Annotated in this window: 18 protein-coding genes; 6 read left to right on the forward strand and 12 right to left on the reverse strand. The window is 62.3% G+C overall.

Going from position 1 to position 19722, the window contains the following annotated elements; translation table 11 throughout:
• Positions 1 to 90: 90 nt before the first annotated feature.
• Positions 91 to 1005, reverse strand: a complete 915-nt coding sequence (locus IB267_RS01645) for a LysR family transcriptional regulator (RefSeq protein WP_371742511.1) — start codon at positions 1003 to 1005, stop codon at positions 91 to 93.
• A gap of 101 nt (positions 1006 to 1106) precedes the next feature.
• Here IB267_RS01645 and IB267_RS01650 point away from each other — a divergent pair, with 101 nt between their 5' ends.
• Complete coding sequence (locus tag IB267_RS01650; protein ID WP_192446139.1) at positions 1107 to 2114, forward strand: NAD(P)H-binding protein; 1008 nt, start codon at positions 1107 to 1109, stop codon at positions 2112 to 2114.
• Between the two features lie 46 nt (positions 2115 to 2160).
• On the opposite strand, the gene IB267_RS01655 is transcribed toward IB267_RS01650, so the two are convergent.
• Complete coding sequence (locus IB267_RS01655; RefSeq protein ID WP_192446140.1) at positions 2161 to 3123, reverse strand: lytic transglycosylase domain-containing protein; 963 nt, start codon at positions 3121 to 3123, stop codon at positions 2161 to 2163.
• 88 nt (positions 3124 to 3211) lie between these two features.
• Positions 3212 to 3721, reverse strand: coding sequence for a GNAT family N-acetyltransferase (locus IB267_RS01660; RefSeq protein WP_192446141.1), 510 nt, complete (start codon positions 3719 to 3721; stop codon positions 3212 to 3214).
• Positions 3722 to 3758: 37 nt separating this feature from the next.
• On the opposite strand from IB267_RS01660, the gene IB267_RS01665 reads away from it, so the two are divergent.
• A complete protein-coding gene (locus tag IB267_RS01665; protein ID WP_192446142.1) occupies positions 3759 to 4328 on the forward strand; it encodes an XRE family transcriptional regulator in 570 nt (189 codons plus the stop codon).
• Positions 4329 to 4330: 2 nt separating this feature from the next.
• Here the strand turns inward: IB267_RS01665 and IB267_RS01670 are convergent, their stop codons facing one another.
• The 5 genes from IB267_RS01670 to trxB form a co-directional block, all read right to left on the reverse strand.
• Complete coding sequence (locus IB267_RS01670) at positions 4331 to 5134, reverse strand: aminoglycoside phosphotransferase family protein (protein ID WP_192446143.1); 804 nt, start codon at positions 5132 to 5134, stop codon at positions 4331 to 4333.
• A gap of 63 nt (positions 5135 to 5197) precedes the next feature.
• Positions 5198 to 6319 carry an alkene reductase gene (locus IB267_RS01675; protein ID WP_192446144.1) on the reverse strand — a complete coding sequence of 374 codons (1122 nt, stop codon included), beginning with the start codon at positions 6317 to 6319 and terminating at the stop codon, positions 5198 to 5200.
• Positions 6320 to 6365: 46 nt separating this feature from the next.
• Positions 6366 to 6656, reverse strand: coding sequence for a helix-turn-helix transcriptional regulator (locus IB267_RS01680; RefSeq protein WP_192446145.1), 291 nt, complete (start codon positions 6654 to 6656; stop codon positions 6366 to 6368).
• A gap of 615 nt (positions 6657 to 7271) precedes the next feature.
• Positions 7272 to 8168 (reverse strand): LysR family transcriptional regulator VtlR, encoded by an 897-nt coding sequence (locus tag IB267_RS01685; RefSeq protein ID WP_043614622.1) that lies wholly within the window; start codon positions 8166 to 8168, stop codon positions 7272 to 7274.
• A gap of 116 nt (positions 8169 to 8284) precedes the next feature.
• Entirely contained in the window at positions 8285 to 9259 is a 975-nt protein-coding gene (gene trxB, locus IB267_RS01690; RefSeq protein WP_192446146.1) for a thioredoxin-disulfide reductase, read from the reverse strand.
• Positions 9260 to 9895: 636 nt separating this feature from the next.
• Between trxB and IB267_RS01695 the strand changes: the two genes are divergently transcribed.
• The 3 genes from IB267_RS01695 to IB267_RS01705 are packed head-to-tail and all read left to right on the forward strand — an operon-like array spanning position 9896 to position 12227.
• The gene (locus tag IB267_RS01695) at positions 9896 to 10366 is read left to right on the forward strand and encodes an Lrp/AsnC family transcriptional regulator (RefSeq protein WP_043614306.1); all 471 of its coding nucleotides are present in this window, start codon (positions 9896 to 9898) and stop codon (positions 10364 to 10366) included.
• 9 nt (positions 10367 to 10375) lie between these two features.
• On the forward strand, positions 10376 to 11197 hold the full coding sequence (locus IB267_RS01700) for a glycosyltransferase family 2 protein (RefSeq protein ID WP_192446147.1): 822 nt from the start codon (positions 10376 to 10378) through the stop codon (positions 11195 to 11197).
• Positions 11198 to 11204: 7 nt separating this feature from the next.
• The gene (locus tag IB267_RS01705) at positions 11205 to 12227 is read left to right on the forward strand and encodes a glycosyltransferase (RefSeq protein WP_192446148.1); all 1023 of its coding nucleotides are present in this window, start codon (positions 11205 to 11207) and stop codon (positions 12225 to 12227) included.
• Positions 12228 to 12265: 38 nt separating this feature from the next.
• Here the strand turns inward: IB267_RS01705 and IB267_RS01710 are convergent, their stop codons facing one another.
• Both IB267_RS01710 and greA read right to left on the reverse strand, forming a co-directional pair.
• The gene (locus IB267_RS01710) at positions 12266 to 13324 is read right to left on the reverse strand and encodes a glycosyltransferase family 4 protein (protein WP_192446149.1); all 1059 of its coding nucleotides are present in this window, start codon (positions 13322 to 13324) and stop codon (positions 12266 to 12268) included.
• 86 nt (positions 13325 to 13410) lie between these two features.
• A complete protein-coding gene (gene greA, locus IB267_RS01715; RefSeq protein ID WP_034791305.1) occupies positions 13411 to 13887 on the reverse strand; it encodes a transcription elongation factor GreA in 477 nt (158 codons plus the stop codon).
• Positions 13888 to 14180: 293 nt separating this feature from the next.
• On the opposite strand from greA, the gene IB267_RS01720 reads away from it, so the two are divergent.
• Positions 14181 to 15674, forward strand: coding sequence for an MFS transporter (locus tag IB267_RS01720; RefSeq protein ID WP_192446150.1), 1494 nt, complete (start codon positions 14181 to 14183; stop codon positions 15672 to 15674).
• A 5-nt stretch (positions 15675 to 15679) separates the two neighbouring features.
• Here IB267_RS01720 and IB267_RS01725 read toward each other — a convergent pair whose 3' ends face one another.
• Complete coding sequence (locus tag IB267_RS01725; protein ID WP_192446151.1) at positions 15680 to 16015, reverse strand: hypothetical protein; 336 nt, start codon at positions 16013 to 16015, stop codon at positions 15680 to 15682.
• 132 nt (positions 16016 to 16147) lie between these two features.
• Positions 16148 to 19639: a carbamoyl-phosphate synthase large subunit gene (gene carB / locus IB267_RS01730; protein ID WP_192446152.1), complete on the reverse strand. Its 3492-nt coding sequence runs from the start codon at positions 19637 to 19639 to the stop codon at positions 16148 to 16150.
• Positions 19640 to 19722 lie beyond the last annotated feature (83 nt).

The raw sequence follows: 19722 nt of genomic DNA on the forward strand, positions 1-19722 counted from the left end.
AAGTGCCAAGTAAACAGAAAGCCCGCCATTTTGGCGGGCTTTTTCGTGGGTCGGCACCAGTATAGAGCCGTTAGCGGGAGGTGCCTGAAATCAGATTTCGGTATTCGCGTCTGCGAGCGCAGTGCCACGAATATAGGCCCGCAGCCCCGCGGCAAGTGCGTCGAAAGTGACGCGACAGCGGGGCGCCGTCTTCAGGTTCTCGTGCATCGCCAGCCAGGTGTCGAGCTTCATCTCGAACAGTTCCGGCAGCACCGGGAGAAGATCGGGATCGCGCGCCGCAAGCCCGTTCTGGCAGATACCGATGCCGAAGCCGGCGCGGATTGCAGCCAGTTGGGCAAGGTTGCTGTCGGCCTTCAGCGTAAAACGTGTCGCCGGCAGTTCCGGCGAGCGGGCGATGATCGCTCGGATCGCCGCCGTCTCGCGGTCGAAACCGATCAGGCTGTGATCGCTAAGCTCGGCCAATGTCTGCGGCATGCCGTGTCTCTCGATATAGCGGCGATGGGCGTGAAAGCTTAAGGGAACCGCGCCGAGATGGCGGGCGATCAGCGCATCCTGAACGGGCGCCACCATGCGCACGGCGATATCCGCCTCCTGCCGCAAGAGGTCTTCGACCGTGTCCGAAGCGGAAAGTTCGATTGTCAGCTCCGGATAGGTCTCGTGCAGTTCTGTGAGGATGGGCGGCAGCACCTCGATGCCGATGACTTCGCTGGCGCTGATGCGGACTGTGCCGCTGACTGTATCGCGCTGGCTCGACGCGGCGCGCAAGAGCGCGGCCGATGTCGCAGCGAGCGTCTCGGCATAGGGCTTGAGCGCCAGCGCGGCATCGGTCGGCAACAGGCCGTGCGGGGAGCGCACGAAGAGCGGATAGCCGAGCGCGGCTTCCATGGCGTCCACGTGCCGGCCAACGGTTGGCTGCGTCAAGCCAAGCTCGCGAGCAGCGGCCGACAGCGATCCCTCGTCAAGAACCGCGAGGAACGTACGATAGAAATCCCAGCTCAAATCCATCTTGCTCATGCATTTCAGTATAGCGGTGCAATATTGTTCGGCAATTGCGTTTAACCCGTGAAAGCGTGATCTTCCCTTCATCGAAACGGATGGAGCGTGACATGACCGAGATGCAGCAGAAAACAAGACGCGCGCTGGTGCTCGGTGCGACGGGCGGTATCGGCAGCGCCGTCGCGCGCGGGCTCAAAAGGCGTGGCTGGCAGGTGCGTGCCTTGAACCGAAACGCTGCGACGGCGGTGCAGACCGAGCCGGCGTTCGACTGGCGGCAAGGCGATGCCATGAACGCGAGCGACGTTCGCACTGCTGCCGAAGGCGTCGATCTGATCGTGCATGCGGTCAATCCGCCCGGCTACCGCAATTGGGGCACCCTGGTGCTGCCGATGCTCGACAATACGATCGCCGCCGCCAAGGCCACCGGCGCACTTATTCTTTTGCCAGGAACGATCTACAATTTCGGCCGCGACGCCTTTCCCGTCCTGACGGAGGACGCACCGCAGAACCCGGACACCGACAAGGGCCAGATTCGCAAGGAGATGGAGCGTCGCTTGAAGGATGCGTCGGAGGCGGGTGTCGACGTCGTCATCGTCAGGGCAGGCGACTTCTTCGGTCCCGGTGCGGCCAATAACTGGTTTTCGCAAGGGCTGGTGAAACCGGGCAAACAGTTGGGCGCAATTTCCTACCCGGGCCGCGAAGGCATCGGCCACCAATGGGCCTATCTGCCCGATGTGGCCGAAACCATGATCCGCCTTGTCGAGCGCGCCGAGGACCTGCCGCTTTTCGCCGTTTATCACATGCGTGGCTTCCTGGATCGCAATGGAACCGAGATGATCGCGGCGATCCGCCGGGTCGTTGGCAAGCCCGCGCTTCCCGTTCGCGCCTTTCCGTGGTGGCTGATCGACCTGGCGTCGCCCTTCGTTCCGCTCTTCAGGGAGTTGCGCAAGATGCGTTATCTCTGGCGTGAACCCTTGAGAATGCCGAACGAACGGCTGCTCGCGGTGCTCGGCGAAGAGCCGCACACGCCGATCGACGAGGCAGTCGCAACGACGCTCCGCGGGCTTGGTTGCCTGAACGACCGGCCGGCGCTTCTACAAGGGGGTGCCGCAGGCTAGGGCGCGCCCATGTCCAGGATCGATTTCGGCTGGGCTCTGATACCGGTCAGTTCCGGAAGACGAGGCAAGCACCGCCGCTCTTGCGAATCGTGGCGCAAAGCTTGTTTGCGTCCGCTTGGGTCTCGCGGCCGATGCGTGCGGCGTAGCGGATTCTGAGGCCAAAGCTGGCATTGCGCTCGCGCAGGAGAAGCGCCTTCTCACTGCGGATCGGCTCCGGCAGGCGCTTGACGGCGCTGACGAACAATCGCTGCGCCACCGACTTCTGGAAATGCGCGGCAAGCTGCACGCCCCAGGGCGCCCATTCCGCCTCGTCGATCACCTCGATGTCGCGCAGGTTGCGGGTGCTGGCGAGTGCCACGCAACCGTCGATGAAGTTCTTGTTCTTGTCGAGCGTCAGGTCGAGGATCTTTGGTGGATTGTCGCGCCAGTCCTCGACGCTGTAGGCGGTGATCGCAAGCACGTAGTTGCGTGTTTCCGCCGGCAGCCAATCGACCTCGAGAAAACGTTCGAGCCCGTTCTCGCCGGCATTGTAAGCGGCAGCCGCATAGCCGAGATTGCCGTAGCGCGACTTGAGTTCGTTCAGATACTCCGCCGACTTGCCGAGCGCCTCGACCACATCGAAGCTGTTGTTGAGCCCTCGCATCTTCGCCGTTCCCGGCATGAATTGCGCGATGCCTTCAGCGCCCTTGGGGCTGACGGCATTGGGCCGAAACAGGCTTTCGCGCCAGATCAGGCGGGCGAAGAAAGCCGCGGGCAGGTCGTTGACGGCCGCATAGTGGTCGATCACGCCGCAGATATCGCGAGCGAAGTTTTCCTTGCTGATGCAGAGCGACTTGGCAGGGTCGGTGGCCGACGGGCCGGAATAGACGCATTTGGGCTGTGGGGCGAGATCATCGATACGGGCCGCCGCGGGGAAGGCGCTCAACGACGGGATGCTGACAGCCAGCGCCAGTGCCGCTTTCGCGACACGTGCCCAGGCGCCCGATCTGACCTGCTGCCGAAGACCCACGTCAAAATGTTTCCAGAAACAGTCCTTGAAGGTTCATAGCATCTCGTGCCGGCTCGACAAACCACCATTGTCGAGGCGGCGCCGCGGCTTAGCGCGGCGAGCCCGTCTGGAGCACCAGTTGCATGAATGTCAGGTCGAGCCAGCGGCTGAACTTCGTGCCGACCTCGCGCAGTCGGCCGGTATCCTCGAAACCCAGTTGGGCATGAAGGCGGATCGAGGCTGCGTTCTCCGACTCGATCCCGGCGATCATCACATGCTTGCCCAGCCGCTCGGCCTCGGCGATCAGCGCTTCCATGAGTTTCCGGCCAATGCCGCCACCGCGCCGATCCTTGTGAACATAGACGGAATGCTCGACCGTGTGGCGGTAGCCATCGAAGGCGCGCCAATCGCCGAAGGACGCATAGCCTATGACATCGCCTTCGTCCGAGACCGCCACCAGCACCGGATAGCCCGCGTCCGTGCGCGCCTTCAGCCAGGCCGTTCGATTGGCGACATCGACCAGGGTATCGTTCCAGATCGCCGTCGTGTTCGCCACGGCGTCGTTGTAGATGTCGCAGATGATTGGCAGATCGTCTTGAATGGCCGCCCGGATCAGCATGCTTGCTCCTCGCATTCGTTCACTATATGACTACGAAATGGATACTAAAGTAGCCAGTCTGGATCAACGGCTCAGTGAACGAATTCGTCTGGAAAGACAGGCGCGCGGCTGGTCGCTGAGCGAGCTTTCGGAACGCTCGGGCGTCTCGCGCGCGATGATCCACAAGGTCGAGCGGGGCGACAGCAGCCCGACGGCGACGCTGCTGGCAAAGCTCGCCGGTGCGTTCGGGCTCACCATGTCCAGCCTGATCGCGCGGGCCGAGATGAGCCAGGGCAGGCTGTCGCGACGCCAGGATCAGGCGGTGTGGCGCGATCCGCAAACCGGCTACCTCCGGCGCCACGTCTCGCCGATGTCGGATCTGCCGCTCGAGCTTGTCGAGGTCGAGCTTCCGGCCGGCGCCGAGGTGCCGATCCCGGCATCCGCCTATGCGCTTCATCGCCGGTGGATATGGGTAAGTGCAGGGCGCCTGACCTTCGTGGAAGGGCTGGAGACCCATACGCTTGGCATCGGGGATTGCCTGGAGCTCGGCCCGCCGCAGGATTGCGTCTTCCGCAACGCCGGCGCAGATGCCTGTATCTACGCCGTTGTCCTGTTGCGGACGGGTTGAGTTTAGCGGTCGAGTTCGGCGATGGCGATCCGCGCCATTGCGAGGTCGTTCTCGACACCGAATTCGTCGTTGTCTTCCAGGAACCAGGCTGCGGAAAGCCCGGCATAGGCAAGCACCCAGTTGAGGATACGGTGTGGGTGAAGCCCGGTCTCCTTGGCGACGATGGGCAGATGCTGCTGCAGCCGGCCCGGAGCGGTAACCAGGGGCAGTTCCGGATTGCAGAAGAGGTTGGCGTAGTCGTAGCCGCGATCGCCGAGCACGCGTTTCGGGTCGATCGCCAGCCAGCCGCGGTCGCCGAAATCGAGGATGTTGGCGTGGTGGACGTCGGCATGCAGCACGACCGGCGGTTCGGGATCGGCAAACAGGCTTTTCGCCGCCTCGAGCGCGCGGGCAAAGAGCCCGCCTTGAGCGGGAGCAGCCGTTTCCAGAGAGGCGAACCACCTGTCGAGCGGCACGAGATCGCCAGGAACCGGTGTTAGGCGCGGCGCATGAAGCGCGGCGACGGTGCGGCAGATGATGCGTGTCACGTCCTCGTCGCTTCCGGTCATTGCCATGTGGAAGAGGTTGCGCCGGCTGTCGGTGCGCTCCATCAGCACCGCGTCGCCATCGGCTTCAAAGACCTTTGCAGCGCCTTGCCCGTTCCAGTAGAGCAGCGGCAGGCGGCCATACTTCTCTTCCGGGTCCTCGGCGACCTTGAGCATCGCCTGATGGCCGCGATAGCGGACGGGGTAAAGACGGCTGGAGGGGGTTACGATGACGTCGCCGTCAGGATGCAATGACCATTTTTCTGAATATAGCGAAAACATAAGCTCTTCATTCCCAAGGACAAATGCTCCGCCAAGGAGGCGGAGCATTGCCATGTGGGAGTGTCAGGCGACCTGTTCAAGGGCCGGATAGTCGGTATAGCCCTTGGCGCCACCGCCATAGAAGGTTGCCTGATCCGGCGTGTTGAGCGGCGCATCGCGCTTCAACCGCTCGACGAGATCCGGATTGGCGATGAACGGTTTACCGAAAGCGACGAGGTCGGCTTCGCCGTCCTTGACCGTCTTCACCGCGAGCGCCCTGTCATAGCCATTGTTGGTCATCCAGGCAGCCTTGCCGCCAGCGGCCACATAGGTCGAACGCAGCGCGTCGTAGTCGAATGGCTGGTCGCCCTGCTGGTGGTCGCGCGGGCCGCCGGTCGCGCCTTCGATGATGTGGATATAGGCGAGGGGATATCGAGCGAGATTCTTGACTACATGGCCGAAGACCTGCTGCGGTTGCGGATCAAAGGCATCGTTGGCAGGGGTGACGGGTGAAAGGCGGATGCCGACCCGGCCGGCGCCGATTTCATTCGTCACGGCATCCATGACCTCGAACAGGAAGCGGGCGCGGTTCTCGATCGAGCCGCCATAGGCGTCCGTGCGGTGGTTCGAACCCGAACGCACGAACTGGTCAACGAGATAGCCGTTGGCCGCGTGGATCTCGATGCCGTCGAAGCCGGCGTCGATCGCGGCGCGTGCGGCCTTGCGGTAGTCCTCGACGATCGCCTTGATCTCGGCGATCTCCAGCGCATGCGGCTCGGAGGTTTCGGCAAAGGAACCGGTACCGTCGGCATTGACCAGATAGGTCTTGGACTTGGCGCGAATGGCCGACGGCGCCACGGGCTTGCCGCCGCCCGGCTGCAGAGAATCGTGCGAAATGCGGCCGACATGCCACATCTGGACGACGATCCGGCCGCCCTTGGCATGCACTGCGTCCGTCACCTTGCGCCAGCCGTCGAGCGCTTCCGGCGTATAGAGGCCCGGCACGTCGGCATAGCCCTGGCCTTGCTGGGTGATTGCCGTTCCCTCCGTGATCAACAGGCCGGCCGTCGCACGCTGCTCGTAATAGGTCACGTTCAGGGTGTTCGGAACAGCGCCCGGCGACCGGTTGCGGGTCAGCGGCGCCATCACGACGCGGTTCTTCAGCGCGATGTCGCCGATGGTGATGGGGTCGAAAAGCGAGGCCATGGGAGGTCCTTTCAGGGAGGAGGTCTGCTTGGGGAGAAGGTGCGTCTTAGAGATCGCCGAGGCTCTTGAGGAAGGCGGCGATCGTCTCTTCATCGCGGCGGTAGAAAATCCATTGGCCAACCTTGCGGGTGGTCACCAGGCCGGCGCGCTGAAGCACAGCGAGATGCGAGGAAACGGTCGACTGCGACAGGCCGCAGCGTTCGAACTGGCCAGCACATACGCCGAGATCGAGCGGATGCTCCTGGCTCGGAAAATGGTGCTGCGGCTCCTTCAGCCAGGCGAGGATGTTGACCCGCACGGGATGGGCAAGCGCCTTGAGGATTTCGTCTCGGTCCATTGTATATCGCCGTATCGTGTTTTATCGATAAATGTATCGCTAAAACACGATATTCAAATCACAAGACCGTGAGCGTGGTGCAGGCAAAAAAAGAGGGCCTCAAGAAAACTTGGGCCCTTGTAGTTGTGAAGGTAATAAGAACCTCCAGAGGGGAACAGCTAATGCGGTGGCGGGGAGGAGAAGCCACCAAGAATGCATCAGCTGCATTTTGATATGGGAAGCGAAGTATCGGCTTTCAATAGCCGGCTGTGATTTTCATCACGGTTCGCCTGTATCTAACAGTAGACAAAAAAAGAGGGCCACAAGATGACTTGGGCCCTTATAAGTTGTGAAGGTAATTAAACCTCCAGAGGGGAACAGCTGCTGCGGTGGCACTGGGAGGAGAAGCCACCAAAGATGCATCAGCTGAGTTTGGTATGCTGCTTTTTTGGGCGCGCAACAATCATTTTCTGTGCATGACAGCCATGTCATGCACGCATCCCTGCCTATTTCTGCGGCGCACAATAAAAATGCGCCGCACAATTTAGCCGGCGCATTGGTAATATCGACGTAAAAACAGAAGGTTGGCAGTCTTTCGCGAAAATGCTCGGAAAATGAGCATTCGCGCGGAGCGCGCTAAAAGTTCCAGTTGCGGGCCTTGGCGACGATGTAGTCGCGGAAGACCTTGAGCTTGGCCGCGTTCTTCATCTCGTCCGGATAGCAGAAATAGGTATCGAAGGACGGGATGTCGGCGCTGATCGGCAGCTGGATGAGGCCAGGGTCGCGGCCGACGATGTAGTCGGGCAGCATGGCGACGCCGATGCCGAGCAGGCAGGCGCGCTTGATCGAGGTCTGGCTGTTGATCTGCAAATGCGACACGCGCGGATTGTCGGAATCGCGGCCAGCGATCTCGAGCCAGTTGACGTCGAGCAGATAGTTCGGCGCCGGCTCGCCGAAGGTGATGATGCGGTGGTTGTCGAGATCCTCGACCGACTGCGGCTCGCCATACTTGTTGATGTAGGACGGAGCTGCATAGACGTGCATGTGCACGGTGAAGAGCTTGCGCTGGATGAGATCCGACTGCTGCGGCTGACGCAGGCGGATGGCACAGTCCGCATGGCGCATGTTCACGTCCAGTTCCTCGTTGTCGAGGATGAGCTGAACCTGCACCTCCGGGTGCAGCGACATGAATTCCTGGATCTTGTCGGTGAGCCAGCCCTGGCCGAGACCGACGGTGGTGGTGATGCGCAGCTTGCCGCTCGGCTTGTCGGTGGTCTCGCTCAGCTGGACCTTGACGCTTTCGAGCTTCATCAGCACTTCATGCGCGGTGCGATAGAGGATCTCGCCCTGTTCGGTGAGGATCAGGCCGCGCGCATGACGGTGGAACAGCTTGATGCCGACATCCTGCTCCAGCGAGCTGACCTGCCGGCTGATCGCGGACTGCGAAAGATGAAGCTTGTCTGCCGCATGGGTGAACGACCCAGCCTCGGCCGCCGCGTGAAAAATGCGCAGTTTGTCCCAGTCCAGCGACATGAAGTCCCCCATAAGAAACCACTCCGGAAGACGGGGTCCTGTCTTCCGGGCGTGGCTGATGCATCTGTTCCCACACGGGCGAGGTGCCTCAGCGACACCACCCCGATTCGCAGCTTCTATTCGGCTGCAATTGCGACGGGCATATGACCCGCCAGGTATTTCTCGGCCTCAAGTGCTGCCATGCAGCCCATGCCGGCCGCCGTAACCGCCTGACGGTAAATGTCGTCCGTAACGTCGCCTGCGGCAAAAACGCCGGGCACGTCGGTCGCCGTCGAATCGGCTGCGGTCCAGAGATAGCCGTTGGACTTCTGCCGAAGCTTGCCTTTGAAAAGTTCGACCGCAGGTGCATGACCGATCGCGACGAACACGCCGTCGGTGACCATGTCGGAGGTTTCGCCGGTCTTGGTGTTGCGCAGCTTCACGCCGTTGACGGAAGCGGGCATCGGCGGCTTGGCCGGCGCACCCAAATATTCGACGACCTCGTGATCCCAGATCACCTTGACGTTCGGCTTGGCGAACAGGCGCTCCTGCAGGATCTTTTCGGCGCGGAAGGAATCACGGCGGTGAACGACGGTCACGGTCTTGGCGAGGTTCGACAGGTAGAGCGCTTCCTCGACGGCCGAGTTGCCGCCGCCGACGACGATCACGTCCTTGTTGCGATAGAAGAAGCCGTCGCAGGTGGCGCAGGCCGAGACGCCGAAGCCCATGAAGGTCGGTTCGCTCTCGATGCCGAGCCACTTTGCCTTGGCGCCGGTGGCGATGATCAGCGCGTCCGCCGTCCAGTCGTTGCCGCTGTCGGTCTTGATGCGGAACGGACGAACCGACAGGTCGACATCGGTCACGAGATCGTTGACGATCTCGGCGCCGACATGGGTCGCCTGCTTCAGCATCTGCTCCATCATCCACGGGCCCTGGACCGGATCGGCATAGCCCGGGTAGTTTTCGACGTCCGTCGTGATCATCAACTGGCCGCCCTGTTCCATGCCGGCGATCAACACGGGCTCGAGCATGGCGCGCGCCGTATAGATGGCGGCGGTGTAGCCAGCCGGGCCGGAGCCGATGATCAGCACTTTCACGTGACGGGCAGTCATAATCTTGTCCTTCGTTCATCGGAGAGGATTGCGTCCCCATCCGATTCCATTGCGTCAATGGGAAATCGTTCCATACTTTAGGTATTCCCCACCATGACTTTCAAGAGCGCACAGCCTGATACACACAAGTGCTTGAGCCTGAAGCCCGGTTTTGCCACCAGATGACGCGCTTAAGGCACAGGCGTCGGCCCGGCATCGATCCGCGTCTCGCGCCGGGGCGCGCGACGGCAGTGGAGCGCACTTCGTGTCGCTTCTGACGATGTCCACCTCTATTTGCACATCTGCCGGCATCGCCAACGCCATTTTCCCGCGAATAGTCGGCCGGGCTCCTTGTTGTCCAGCGGGTTTGACGATATTTCACGCGGATTCACTTTGCTGGAGAAGCATATGGGGTTGAATGCCGGCCGTGCATGGTTGCACTGCGAACGCGCTGCGCTCGGCCACGCACCGACTCGAGACGACCTTGCCCTTGACGAGCGCGCCTTGCCGAAAATCTCGACCGAGACGATCGCGGCAGCGCCGGGATAGGGACGCATCAGTCGACGTCGCCCACGATCGGGGCAACCTCACCATCGGCAGACACAAGTTTTCGACTTTGCCTCGCGCTCAAAGTCACCACGAAAAGGACGAACGTTCATGACGAAACAAGTCGAGCTCGACGCTATCGATCTCAAGATCCTTCGCGAGCTCCAGCGTGATGGCCGGATGACCAATGTCGATCTCGCGCAAAGGGTCGGCATCTCTGCGCCGCCGTGCCTGCGGCGCGTGCGCAAGCTCGAAGAGACGGGCGTCATCAAGGGCTATCACGCGCTGCTGAACGCTCCGGCACTCGGCTTTGATCTCGTCGCCTTCTGCATGGTGGGCCTGAAGCGCCAGTCAGAAGCCGATCTGAAGGCCTTCGCCGCCGCCACCGCCGAATGGCAGATCGTCCGGCAGGCCTGGACGGTTTCCGGCGAAAGCGATTTCCTGCTGCATTGTGTCGCCGAAAACCTCACGACTTTCCAGGATTTCGTCATCGAAGTGCTGACGGCCAACGAACGCGTCGACACGGTGCGCACGATGCTGACCATTCGCCAGGTCAAGGATATCGGCCTCGTCCAGATCTAAGGCCCGCCCATGAACAAGCTTCCGCTGTCCGCCTTCATCATCTGCCAGAACGAAGAAGCCTATCTCGGCAATTGCATCGAGAGCCTCGAGCAATGCTCAGAAATCGTCATCGTCGATTCCGGCTCGACCGACGGAACGGCAGCACTCGTGCAGTCCTACATCGACAAGGGCTGGCCGATCCGCTTCCTGCGTGAGCCGTGGCGGGGCTATGCCGGCCAGAAGCAGTTCGCGCTTGATCAATGCACGCAGCCTTGGTGCTTCAACATCGATTCCGACGAACGCCTAGACGAACCGCTGAAGGCGCTGCTGCCGTCGCTGCTCGATGCGCCACCGGAGACGGTTGGCTGGCGCGTCGCGCGCAGGCCTTATCTGATCGGCTACGGCTACACGCCGGAGCGCGCGCACGAGCGACGGAACCTGCGGCTTATCCGCCAGGGCAGGGGCCGCTACGACCTTAACCAGAAGGTCCACGAAGGCATCGTGCCGGATGGCGCGGTCGGCGCCGCCCCCAAGGGCAGCCTGCTGCACTACCGGCCGCTGATCATCGACGAGCAGATCCTCAAGGAAAACAAGTACTCGACGCTGAAGGCCGACCAGCAATTCGCCGCCGGCAAGTCGGCGAGGCCCTACAAGATGCTGTTCAGCCCGCCGCTCTATTTCCTCCGGCTCTATTTCCGTAACGGCCTGTGGCGCTGCGGCTTTCCAGGCTTCATCGAGGCGATGACGGGGGCGGTCTACGCTTTCCTGACTGCCGCCAAGATCTATCAGAGGCACGCGCTGAAACGCCACCCGAACCATGACGACATGGATCGGCGGCAGAACCAGCGGTGAGGTTTCCATGAAAGTCATGCATTTTCACTTCGGCAAGGACGGCGGCGCTGAGCGCTTTTTCGTCCACCTGGTCAACGCGCTCGGCGAGCGCGGCGTCGAGCAGACCTCGGTTATCCGGCCGGGTCGCATCTGGCGGAAGGACATTGAGGGCGCGACGCGCATCATCGAAAGCAACTTCCGCAACCTGTCGCTCGACCGCATTCTTTTGCCGATGAAGGTCAGCAGCATGGCGCGGCGCGAGAAGCCCGACGCGCTCTTTGCCTGGATGCCGCGCGCCAGCCGCCTGATGCCCAACTACAAGGGCTGCATCAAGATCTCGCGTCTCGGCGACTATCCGCTACGGCTTGACTACTTCCGCAACACCGATTGCCTCGTCTGCAACACGCCGGGTATTGCCGAGCATGTGCGCAAGATCGGCTGGAAGCGTGACGTCGAGGTGATTTCCAACTTCACCGGAACCGAGCGGGTCGCTCCGATCAGCCGCGCCACGCTCGACACGCCTGAAAACGTGCCTGTCGTCATGTCGATGGGGCGCTTCGTCCCGCGCAAGGGCTTCCACACCCTGATCCAGGCGATCGCCAAGGTGCCGGATGCCTATCTCTGGCTGGTGGGCGACGGCGAAGAGCGGGAAAACCTGGAAAAGCTCGCTGCCGACCTCGGCGTGTCGAAGCGCGTGCGCTTTGCCGGTTGGCAGAAGGACACGCGGCCTTTCCTTGCTGCTTCGGATATCTTCGTCATGGCATCGAGCCATGAGCCGCTCGGCAACGTTATCCTCGAAGCTTGGGCGCAAGGTACGCCAGTCGTGTCCAGCCGGTCGGAAGGACCGCAATGGTTCATGCGCGACGGCGAAAACGGCTTGATGGTCGATATCGGTGACACCGACGGCTTTGCCCAGGCGATCGACAGCATCGCGGGCGATCCCTCGCTGGGCGAACGTCTTGCCGAACGCGGCCATGAGACGCTGATGAACCAGTTCTCGAAGCAGGCGATCACCGACGCCTATCTGAAGCTCTTCGCTTCGAAGCGCTAAGAGAGTTTAGTGCGAGGCTGCCACGCGGTGGCAGCCTGTCAGGTACGCATCAGGCGTTCATAGACGGCATTGATCGCGCGGGCCTCGCCCTCGATCGCAAAGGATGCGCGGGTTAGGCCCAGACCGTTGGCGCCAGCCAAGGCCCGGCGGTGATCATCGTCCATGAAGCCAGCAGTCGCCTCGACCATGGCCTGCAGATCGTTGGCGGCGATCACCGTGCCGGTTTCCTGCTCGCCGACGACGACCAGTTCCGAAAATGCGCCGACGTCGGTCGCGATAACAGGAACGCCTGTTGCCATCGCTTCGAGCGGCGTCAGCCCGAAACCTTCCCAGCGCTGCGGCGCAACGAAAAGGTCGAGCGCGCGGTACCAGTCCGGAATGTTGGTATGTTCACCAACGAAACGGATGCGGTCGGTAAGCCCGGCCTTTGCGACCCGCTCTTTCAGCTCGTTCTCGAATGCGAAATGCGGGCCGGTCGCGCGACCGGCGACGATGGCGCTCCAGCCGGGCCGGCAGGGCAAAAGCGCAATCATGCTGTCGACGAAGAGATCCGTACCCTTTTGCTTACGCACCCGCCCGAAGCAGCCGACATATTTTTGCGCCGGATCCAGCCCGAGCGCGGCCTTTGCCGCACTTGCGTCGGTCGGTGGCTGGAAGCGCTTGGTGTCGATGCCGTGAAGGATGACCGTGTTCGGCACCTGCAGATAGGCGGAGGTCTTGCCGCTCGTCGCGATCACCGCGTCCATGCGCGAAATCAGGAACTGGCTCCAGCCGGTGTGGCGGCGCTGCGAAGCGGAGGTGAAGACAATCTTCAGCTTCATGCCAAGCAGGTCGCGCAGCACGATCGCCGGCAGCATCTCGACATTGCGGCGCGCATGCCAGACGCGGCAAGGCCGGCCGTCCGGAGCACTCCACAGACGCAGAAGATCGCGGAAGCGGATCGAGGGCAGGGTGTCAGGCAGGCCCGGACCAAGCACGGCGATCTTTTCGCCGAGCGCGTGCTGGATCGGAATCAACTGGATGATGGTGGACGTCACGCCCGAGAGACGGCGCTTGAAATTGGGAGCGATGACCTCGACGTTCCGGATATCGGCCACGAAAGCGCACTCCTTGCGCGAGCAATGATCGTCTTTGGGAGAAAGAGAAATGGGGCGAAGGGAGACTTCGCCCCTACTGGGGCTGATCAGCCCCAGTTGACGGCGAGAATCTCGTAGGCCTTGGAGCCGCCGGGGGCGTTCACTTCGATGGAATCGCCAACTTCCTTGCCGATCAGCGCGCGGGCGATCGGCGACGAGATCGAGATGCGGCCGGCCTTCACGTCGGCTTCCTGGTCGCCAACGATCTGGTAGGTCTTTTCCTCTTCGGTGTCTTCGTCGACGAGCTTCACCTTGGCGCCGAACTTGATCTTGGAGCCGGACATCTTCGAGAGATCAATGACTTCCGCGCGGGCGATCAAGTCTTCGAGCTCGGTGATGCGGCCTTCGTTGTGGCTCTGCGCTTCCTTGGCAGCGTGGTACTCGGCATTTTCCGACAGGTCGCCATGTGCACGGGCTTCGGCAATCGCCTCGATGATTCGCGGTCGTTCTTCCTGCTGGCGCCAGCGCAGCTCCTCCTGCAGGTTGACGAATCCGCCCTGGGTCATCGGCACTTTTTCGACCATTTCAATGTCCTTCATCAAGCACGAGGCGCCGCCCTTTGGGCGGCGCCAACGCAAAAGAAAACGGTCTCCGGCGCGCAAACGCCGGAACCGTCCGAAACTTCGAACCCTCGTTATAGCAGAAACGGAAGCGCGAAAGCCAGATATTTCGCCGTCGTCCACCGAACCCTGAAATGCCGCTGCAACTTGTGGGGGAGGCGGATGGCTGGCAAGCTGAGAAAAAAGCGCTTTACCTCAACTGCGGTTGAGGTCGTACACAGGTGCCTGTCCCAGCTAACGATGACGGAACATTCCACGTGGTCCCGACGAACGACGATACCAAGGCAAGCGAAAGCAAGACGGCGCCCGAGGAGGACGGCCGTTGGAGCGAATTGCTTCGGCCGGACTATCTGGCAACGACCGCCGCCCTCTGTCTCGGCGTCGCGCTGTTTGCCTTCAATGAGTTCTTCGTGGCGACGGCGTTGCCCACCGCGGTCGAGGAGATCGGCGGCGCCACGCTTTTGTCCTGGGCTGTCACGCTCTATCTCATCTTTGCCATCCTCGGTGGCGCCGTTGCTGCCACGCTCAAGGCACGGTTCGGCGCGCGCGGCACGTTGATTACGGCCGCGCTTGTCTTTGTCGTCGGAACGATGATCGCAACGACTGCCGGCAGCATGCCTCAGGTCCTTGCGGGTCGCGTGTTCCAGGGGTTCGGCGAGGGGATCATTGCCGCGGTCTGTTACGCGCTCATCCCGGAACTCTTTCCTGCCCGGCTGGTCCCGAAGATCTTCGGAGCCGAGGCGATCGTCTGGGCAACAGCGGCTTTCGGCGGTCCATTGGTGTCCGGCTTCCTGACCGAGCATTGGTCCTGGCGCGCGGCGTTCGCTGTCAACATTCCCGCAACAGCCATCTTCGTCGCGCTCGTACTGGCGATCGTGCCGCGGCAGAAGGCGGCGCCCACTGAAAAGCCGCGCCCGATCCCGCTCTTGCGCCTGATCGTCGTCGGAACCGGCATCCTGCTGATATCGCTGTCAAATACGGCAACCACCATGCCCCTGATGATCGCCGCGCTTGCAACGGCGCTGACGATCCTGTGGGCGGCCTTCGCCACCGACCGGCGGGCAGAACATCCGATCCTGCCGACCGGCGCCTTCGCGCTGGCGAAGCCACTCGGCACCGGTCTATGGGTTGTCATGCTGATGCCACTGGCACAGGCGTCCGGCTCGATCTACCTCATCTATGGCCTGCAGCATGTCTGGAGCTTCAGCCCCACGGCCGCCGGCTTTTCCGGTGCGCTGATGGCGATCTCCTGGAGCACGGCCGCTATTCTCGTCGCAAGCCTTCGCTCGCATGACCTGCGCGTGAAGCTCATCCCGGTGGGGCCAGCACTCCTCAGCCTTGGGCTTGCAGGCCTGATGATCGCCTTCGCGATCGACGAGTTTCGGCTTGTCTTCCCGAGCCAGATCGCGGTCGGGACCGGTTTCGGCCTGTCCTGGGGAACGCTCAGCCAGTTGATGATGGACGTCTCGCCGCGTGGCGAGCGGGACAAGACCTCGGCATTTCTGCCGACATTGCAATCGGCGGGTTATGCGATCGGCGCCGCGATCTGTGGACTGACTGCAAATCTTCGCGGGTTCGATGAAAATGCCGACATCGCGACCATGCATGGCGCCCTGTTCACCGTCTTCGTCGTCGCCTGCGTGATCTCGACGGCGTCCCTCTATCTTGGCCTCAGAACCGTGCGGCTCGCATCCAAGAGCCCGCGGCGCGGTCGGGGCGGAAGCGCGGTCGAGGTGTTTGCGGCGGATTAGATCACTCAGGCAGCAGCGCGGAGCGACGCCCCGACGTGGCAGCGGCCAAGCAGCGCTCGCTGTTCGATGCCCCGGCCGATGGAAGGCACGATCGTTGCCAGCAGCTTGCGGTTGCTGGAGAGGACATGGACCTTCAGCGAACCATAGTCGGCATCGCGGCCGATCTTGTCTGCGATGCGCTGGCCGTAATAGAGGGCCGATCCCTCGTCGAAATGGCTGATACCGTCTTCGTCGACGAAGTGCTCGTCGCCCCACAACAAATCAAAGAAATAGAGTTGCACGATCTTGCCCCATGTCGCGCCCGCCGGCGAAGCCGCCGATCTCTCTGTGCGCAGGGTCATAGAAACATGTGCTGCGGGAATGCAGGCTGAACCGGTCGTTCATGCGGCGTTCAGCGGCGAGCGGGCTGTTGAAGCGCAACAGTCCTCGAGCATGGCGGCGGCGCGCGAAGGTTTCGCGCGCCGCTCTCGTTCTTAGGCCTTGAAGTAGCTCTGCAGCGGGCGCACTTCGAGGCTGCCGGCCTTCAGAGCCTTGATGGCATGGGCAGCCGCTTCCGCACCCGACATGGTCGTGTAGTAGGGCACCTTCTGCATCAGCGTCGCGCGGCGTAGCGACTTGGAGTCCGAGATCGCCTTGTTGCTGTCGGTGGTGTTGAAGACGAGCTGGACGTGACGGTTACGGATCGCGTCCTCGACATGCGGACGGCCTTCCTGGACCTTGTTGATCTTGGTGGCGGCAATGCCGTGTTCACCGAGGAAGCGAGCCGTGCCGCCCGTCGCCATCACCTTGAAGCCGATGTCGACAAGGATGCGGATCGCCGGAAGCACGCGGGTCTTGTCCTCGTCGCGCACCGAAACGAACACCGTTCCATCGCGCGGCAGGTCGACGCCGGCGCCGAGCTGCGACTTGGCGAAGGCCAGCGCATAGTCGGTGTCGAGGCCGATGACTTCGCCGGTCGAACGCATTTCCGGGCCGAGCAGAGTGTCGACGCCGGGGAAGCGCGCAAACGGGAAGACCGCTTCCTTGACCGCGATGTGCTTGAGGTTGCGCGGATCCGGCTTTTCGCCATAGGCGGCAATCGCAACGTCGAGCGCTTCGCCGGTCATGACGCGGGCGGCGATCTTGGCGATCGGCGCGCCGATGGTCTTGGCGACGAAGGGCACGGTGCGCGAGGCGCGCGGGTTCACTTCAAGCACGTAGATGGTGCCGTCCTTGATCGCGAACTGTACGTTCATCAGGCCGCCGACATTGAGCGCCTTGGCAAGGGCTGCCGTCTGGCGCTCGAGCTCGTCGACCATCTCCTTGTCGAGTGTGTGCACCGGCAGCGAGCAGGCGCTGTCACCCGAATGGATGCCGGCTTCCTCGATATGCTCCATGATGCCCGAGACGAAGACGTCCTTGCCGTCGCAAAGGCAGTCGACGTCCACTTCCGTTGCGTTCGTCAGGTAGCTGTCGAACAGCAGCGGGTTCTTGCCGAGCAGGGTGTTGATCTGACCGGTCTTGTCGTTCGGGTAGCGCTGCTTGATGTCCTCGGGAACGAGGCCCGGAACCGTGTCGAGCAGGTAGCTCTGCAGCATGCTTTCCGAATGGATGATCTGCATGGCGCGGCCGCCGAGAACGTAGGACGGGCGCACGACCAGCGGGAAGCCGATCTCGGCAGCGACGAGGCGGGCCTGCTCGACCGAGTAGGCGATGCCGTTGTTCGGTTGGTTGAGGTCGAGCTTCATCAGGAGCTTCTGGAAGCGGTCGCGGTCTTCGGCAAGGTCGATCGCGTCAGGTGCGGTGCCAAGGATCGGGATGCCGTTCTTTTCGAGTGCTTCGGCGAGCTTCAGCGGGGTCTGGCCACCGAACTGGACGATGACGCCGACGAGTTCGCCCTTTTCCTGCTCGGCGCGCATGATCTCGATCACGTCTTCGGCCGTCAGCGGCTCGAAGTAGAGGCGATCGGAGGTGTCGTAGTCGGTCGAAACCGTCTCCGGATTGCAGTTGATCATGATCGCTTCATAGCCGGCATCCTTCAGCGCGAAGGCGGCGTGGCAGCAGCAATAGTCGAACTCGATGCCCTGGCCGATGCGGTTGGGACCGCCGCCGAGGATGACGACCTTCTTGCGGTCGGAAACTTCGGCTTCCGAGCGAGCGGCGCCGACGAAGGGGGTCTCGTAGGTCGAGTACATGTAGGCGGTCGGCGAGGCGAACTCGGCAGCACAGGTGTCGATGCGCTTATAGACCGGGCGGACATTAAGCGCATTGCGCAGTTCCGCCACTTCCTTCGGGCGCTTGCCACCGAGCGTAGCGAGGCGGGCGTCGGAGAAGCCCATGGCCTTCAGCATGCGCAGGTTCTCGGCATCGACAGGCAGGCCATGCCCGCGGATGCGCGCTTCCATGTCGACGATCGCCTTGAACTGGGCGATGAACCACGGATCGATCTTGCTCGCCTCGTGGACTTCCTCTTCGCTCATCCCAAAGCGCAGCGCCTGGGCGACCATGCGCAGGCGGTCCGGGGTCGGCGTGCCGATCGCGGCACGAATGGCGTTACGGCCATCGCCGTTCTCGTCCATGTCGGGGATTTCGATTTCGTCGAGGCCGGTAAGGCCGGTCTCGAGGCCACGCAGCGCCTTCTGCAGCGATTCGGCAAAGGTACGGCCGATCGCCATGACTTCGCCGACCGACTTCATCGCGGTGGTCAGAACCGGCGATGCGCCGGGGAACTTCTCGAAGGCAAAGCGCGGGATCTTGGTGACCACGTAGTCGATCGACGGTTCGAACGAGGCCGGGGTCGCGCCGCCGGTGATGTCGTTGTCCAGTTCGTCCAGCGTGTAACCGATGGCGAGCTTCGCGGCGATCTTGGCGATCGGGAAGCCCGTCGCCTTCGACGCCAGAGCTGAAGAGCGTGAAACGCGCGGGTTCATTTCGATGACCACGAGACGGCCGTCCTTCGGGTTGACGGCGAACTGAACGTTCGAGCCGCCAGTCTCGACGCCGATCTCGCGCAGAACCGCGATCGAGGCGTTGCGCATGATCTGGTATTCTTTGTCGGTCAGCGTCAACGCAGGGGCAACGGTGATCGAATCACCGGTGTGCACGCCCATCGGGTCGATGTTTTCGATCGAGCAGATGATGATGCAGTTGTCCGCGGTGTCGCGGACCACTTCCATCTCGTATTCCTTCCAGCCGAGCACCGATTCTTCGATCAGCACTTCGGTGGTCGGCGACGCATCGAGGCCGCTGCCGACGATGTCGAAGAATTCCGTGCGGTTATAGGCAATGCCGCCGCCGGTTCCGCCGAGCGTAAACGACGGACGGATGATGGCGGGAAGGCCGACATCGTCGAGCGCCTGCGCGGCAATCGCCATCGCGTGGTTCATGTAGCGCTGCTTGCGGTCGCCTTCGCCAAGGTTCCACTGGTTCTCGAGGTCGTCGAGCGCCTTGTCGAGCTCTGCGCCCGAAAGCCGGCTCTTCAGTTCGGCGCGCTCGGCCTCGTGCGTCTTGCGGTCATGGTCCTTGATGTCGGTGGCGTTGGCGAGACGCGACTTCGGCGTCTCCAGGCCGATCTTCGCCATGGCTTCGCGGAAGAGGGCGCGGTCTTCGGCCTTGTCGATGGCATCCGGCTTGGCACCGATCATCTCGACATTGTAGCGGTCGAGAACGCCCATGCGGCGCAGCGAGAGCGCCGTGTTGAGCGCGGTCTGGCCACCCATGGTCGGCAAGAGCGCGTCCGGGCGCTCCTTGGCGATGATCTTGGCGACGACTTCAGGGGTGATCGGCTCGACATAGGTTGCGTCGGCAAGGCCCGGATCGGTCATGATCGTCGCCGGGTTGGAGTTGACGAGGATGACGCGGTAGCCTTCCTCCTTCAGCGCCTTACAGGCCTGGGTGCCGGAATAGTCGAATTCGCAAGCCTGACCGATAACGATCGGCCCCGCGCCGATGATAAGAATGGACTTGATATCTTGGCGCTTCGGCATGGTCGATCATCCGTTTCTAGCTGCGCGAAAAACCGGCCGAGGTGGGAGGTCACCGGCCGGGCACGCATTGATGGGTCTTTTCA

The sequence above is a fragment of the Ensifer sp. ENS09 genome, assembly GCF_014852425.1.
Taxonomy (GTDB): Bacteria; Pseudomonadota; Alphaproteobacteria; order Rhizobiales; family Rhizobiaceae; genus Ensifer.

Coding starts and splice junctions, on each gene's coding strand:
- IB267_RS01685 (WP_043614622.1), bottom strand. CDS start 8,168: ATGTCGCTGGACTGGGACAAACTGCGCATTTTTCACGCGGCGGCCGAG.
- IB267_RS01650 (WP_192446139.1), top strand. CDS start 1,107: ATGACCGAGATGCAGCAGAAAACAAGACGCGCGCTGGTGCTCGGTGCG.
- IB267_RS01645 (WP_371742511.1), bottom strand. CDS start 1,005: ATGGATTTGAGCTGGGATTTCTATCGTACGTTCCTCGCGGTTCTTGAC.
- IB267_RS01695 (WP_043614306.1), top strand. CDS start 9,896: ATGACGAAACAAGTCGAGCTCGACGCTATCGATCTCAAGATCCTTCGC.
- IB267_RS01675 (WP_192446144.1), bottom strand. CDS start 6,319: ATGGCCTCGCTTTTCGACCCCATCACCATCGGCGACATCGCGCTGAAG.
- IB267_RS01725 (WP_192446151.1), bottom strand. CDS start 16,015: ATGACCCTGCGCACAGAGAGATCGGCGGCTTCGCCGGCGGGCGCGACA.
- carB (WP_192446152.1), bottom strand. CDS start 19,639: ATGCCGAAGCGCCAAGATATCAAGTCCATTCTTATCATCGGCGCGGGG.
- IB267_RS01680 (WP_192446145.1), bottom strand. CDS start 6,656: ATGGACCGAGACGAAATCCTCAAGGCGCTTGCCCATCCCGTGCGGGTC.
- IB267_RS01705 (WP_192446148.1), top strand. CDS start 11,205: ATGAAAGTCATGCATTTTCACTTCGGCAAGGACGGCGGCGCTGAGCGC.
- greA (WP_034791305.1), bottom strand. CDS start 13,887: ATGGTCGAAAAAGTGCCGATGACCCAGGGCGGATTCGTCAACCTGCAG.
- IB267_RS01660 (WP_192446141.1), bottom strand. CDS start 3,721: ATGCTGATCCGGGCGGCCATTCAAGACGATCTGCCAATCATCTGCGAC.
- trxB (WP_192446146.1), bottom strand. CDS start 9,259: ATGACTGCCCGTCACGTGAAAGTGCTGATCATCGGCTCCGGCCCGGCT.
- IB267_RS01665 (WP_192446142.1), top strand. CDS start 3,759: ATGGATACTAAAGTAGCCAGTCTGGATCAACGGCTCAGTGAACGAATT.
- IB267_RS01670 (WP_192446143.1), bottom strand. CDS start 5,134: ATGTTTTCGCTATATTCAGAAAAATGGTCATTGCATCCTGACGGCGAC.
- IB267_RS01700 (WP_192446147.1), top strand. CDS start 10,376: ATGAACAAGCTTCCGCTGTCCGCCTTCATCATCTGCCAGAACGAAGAA.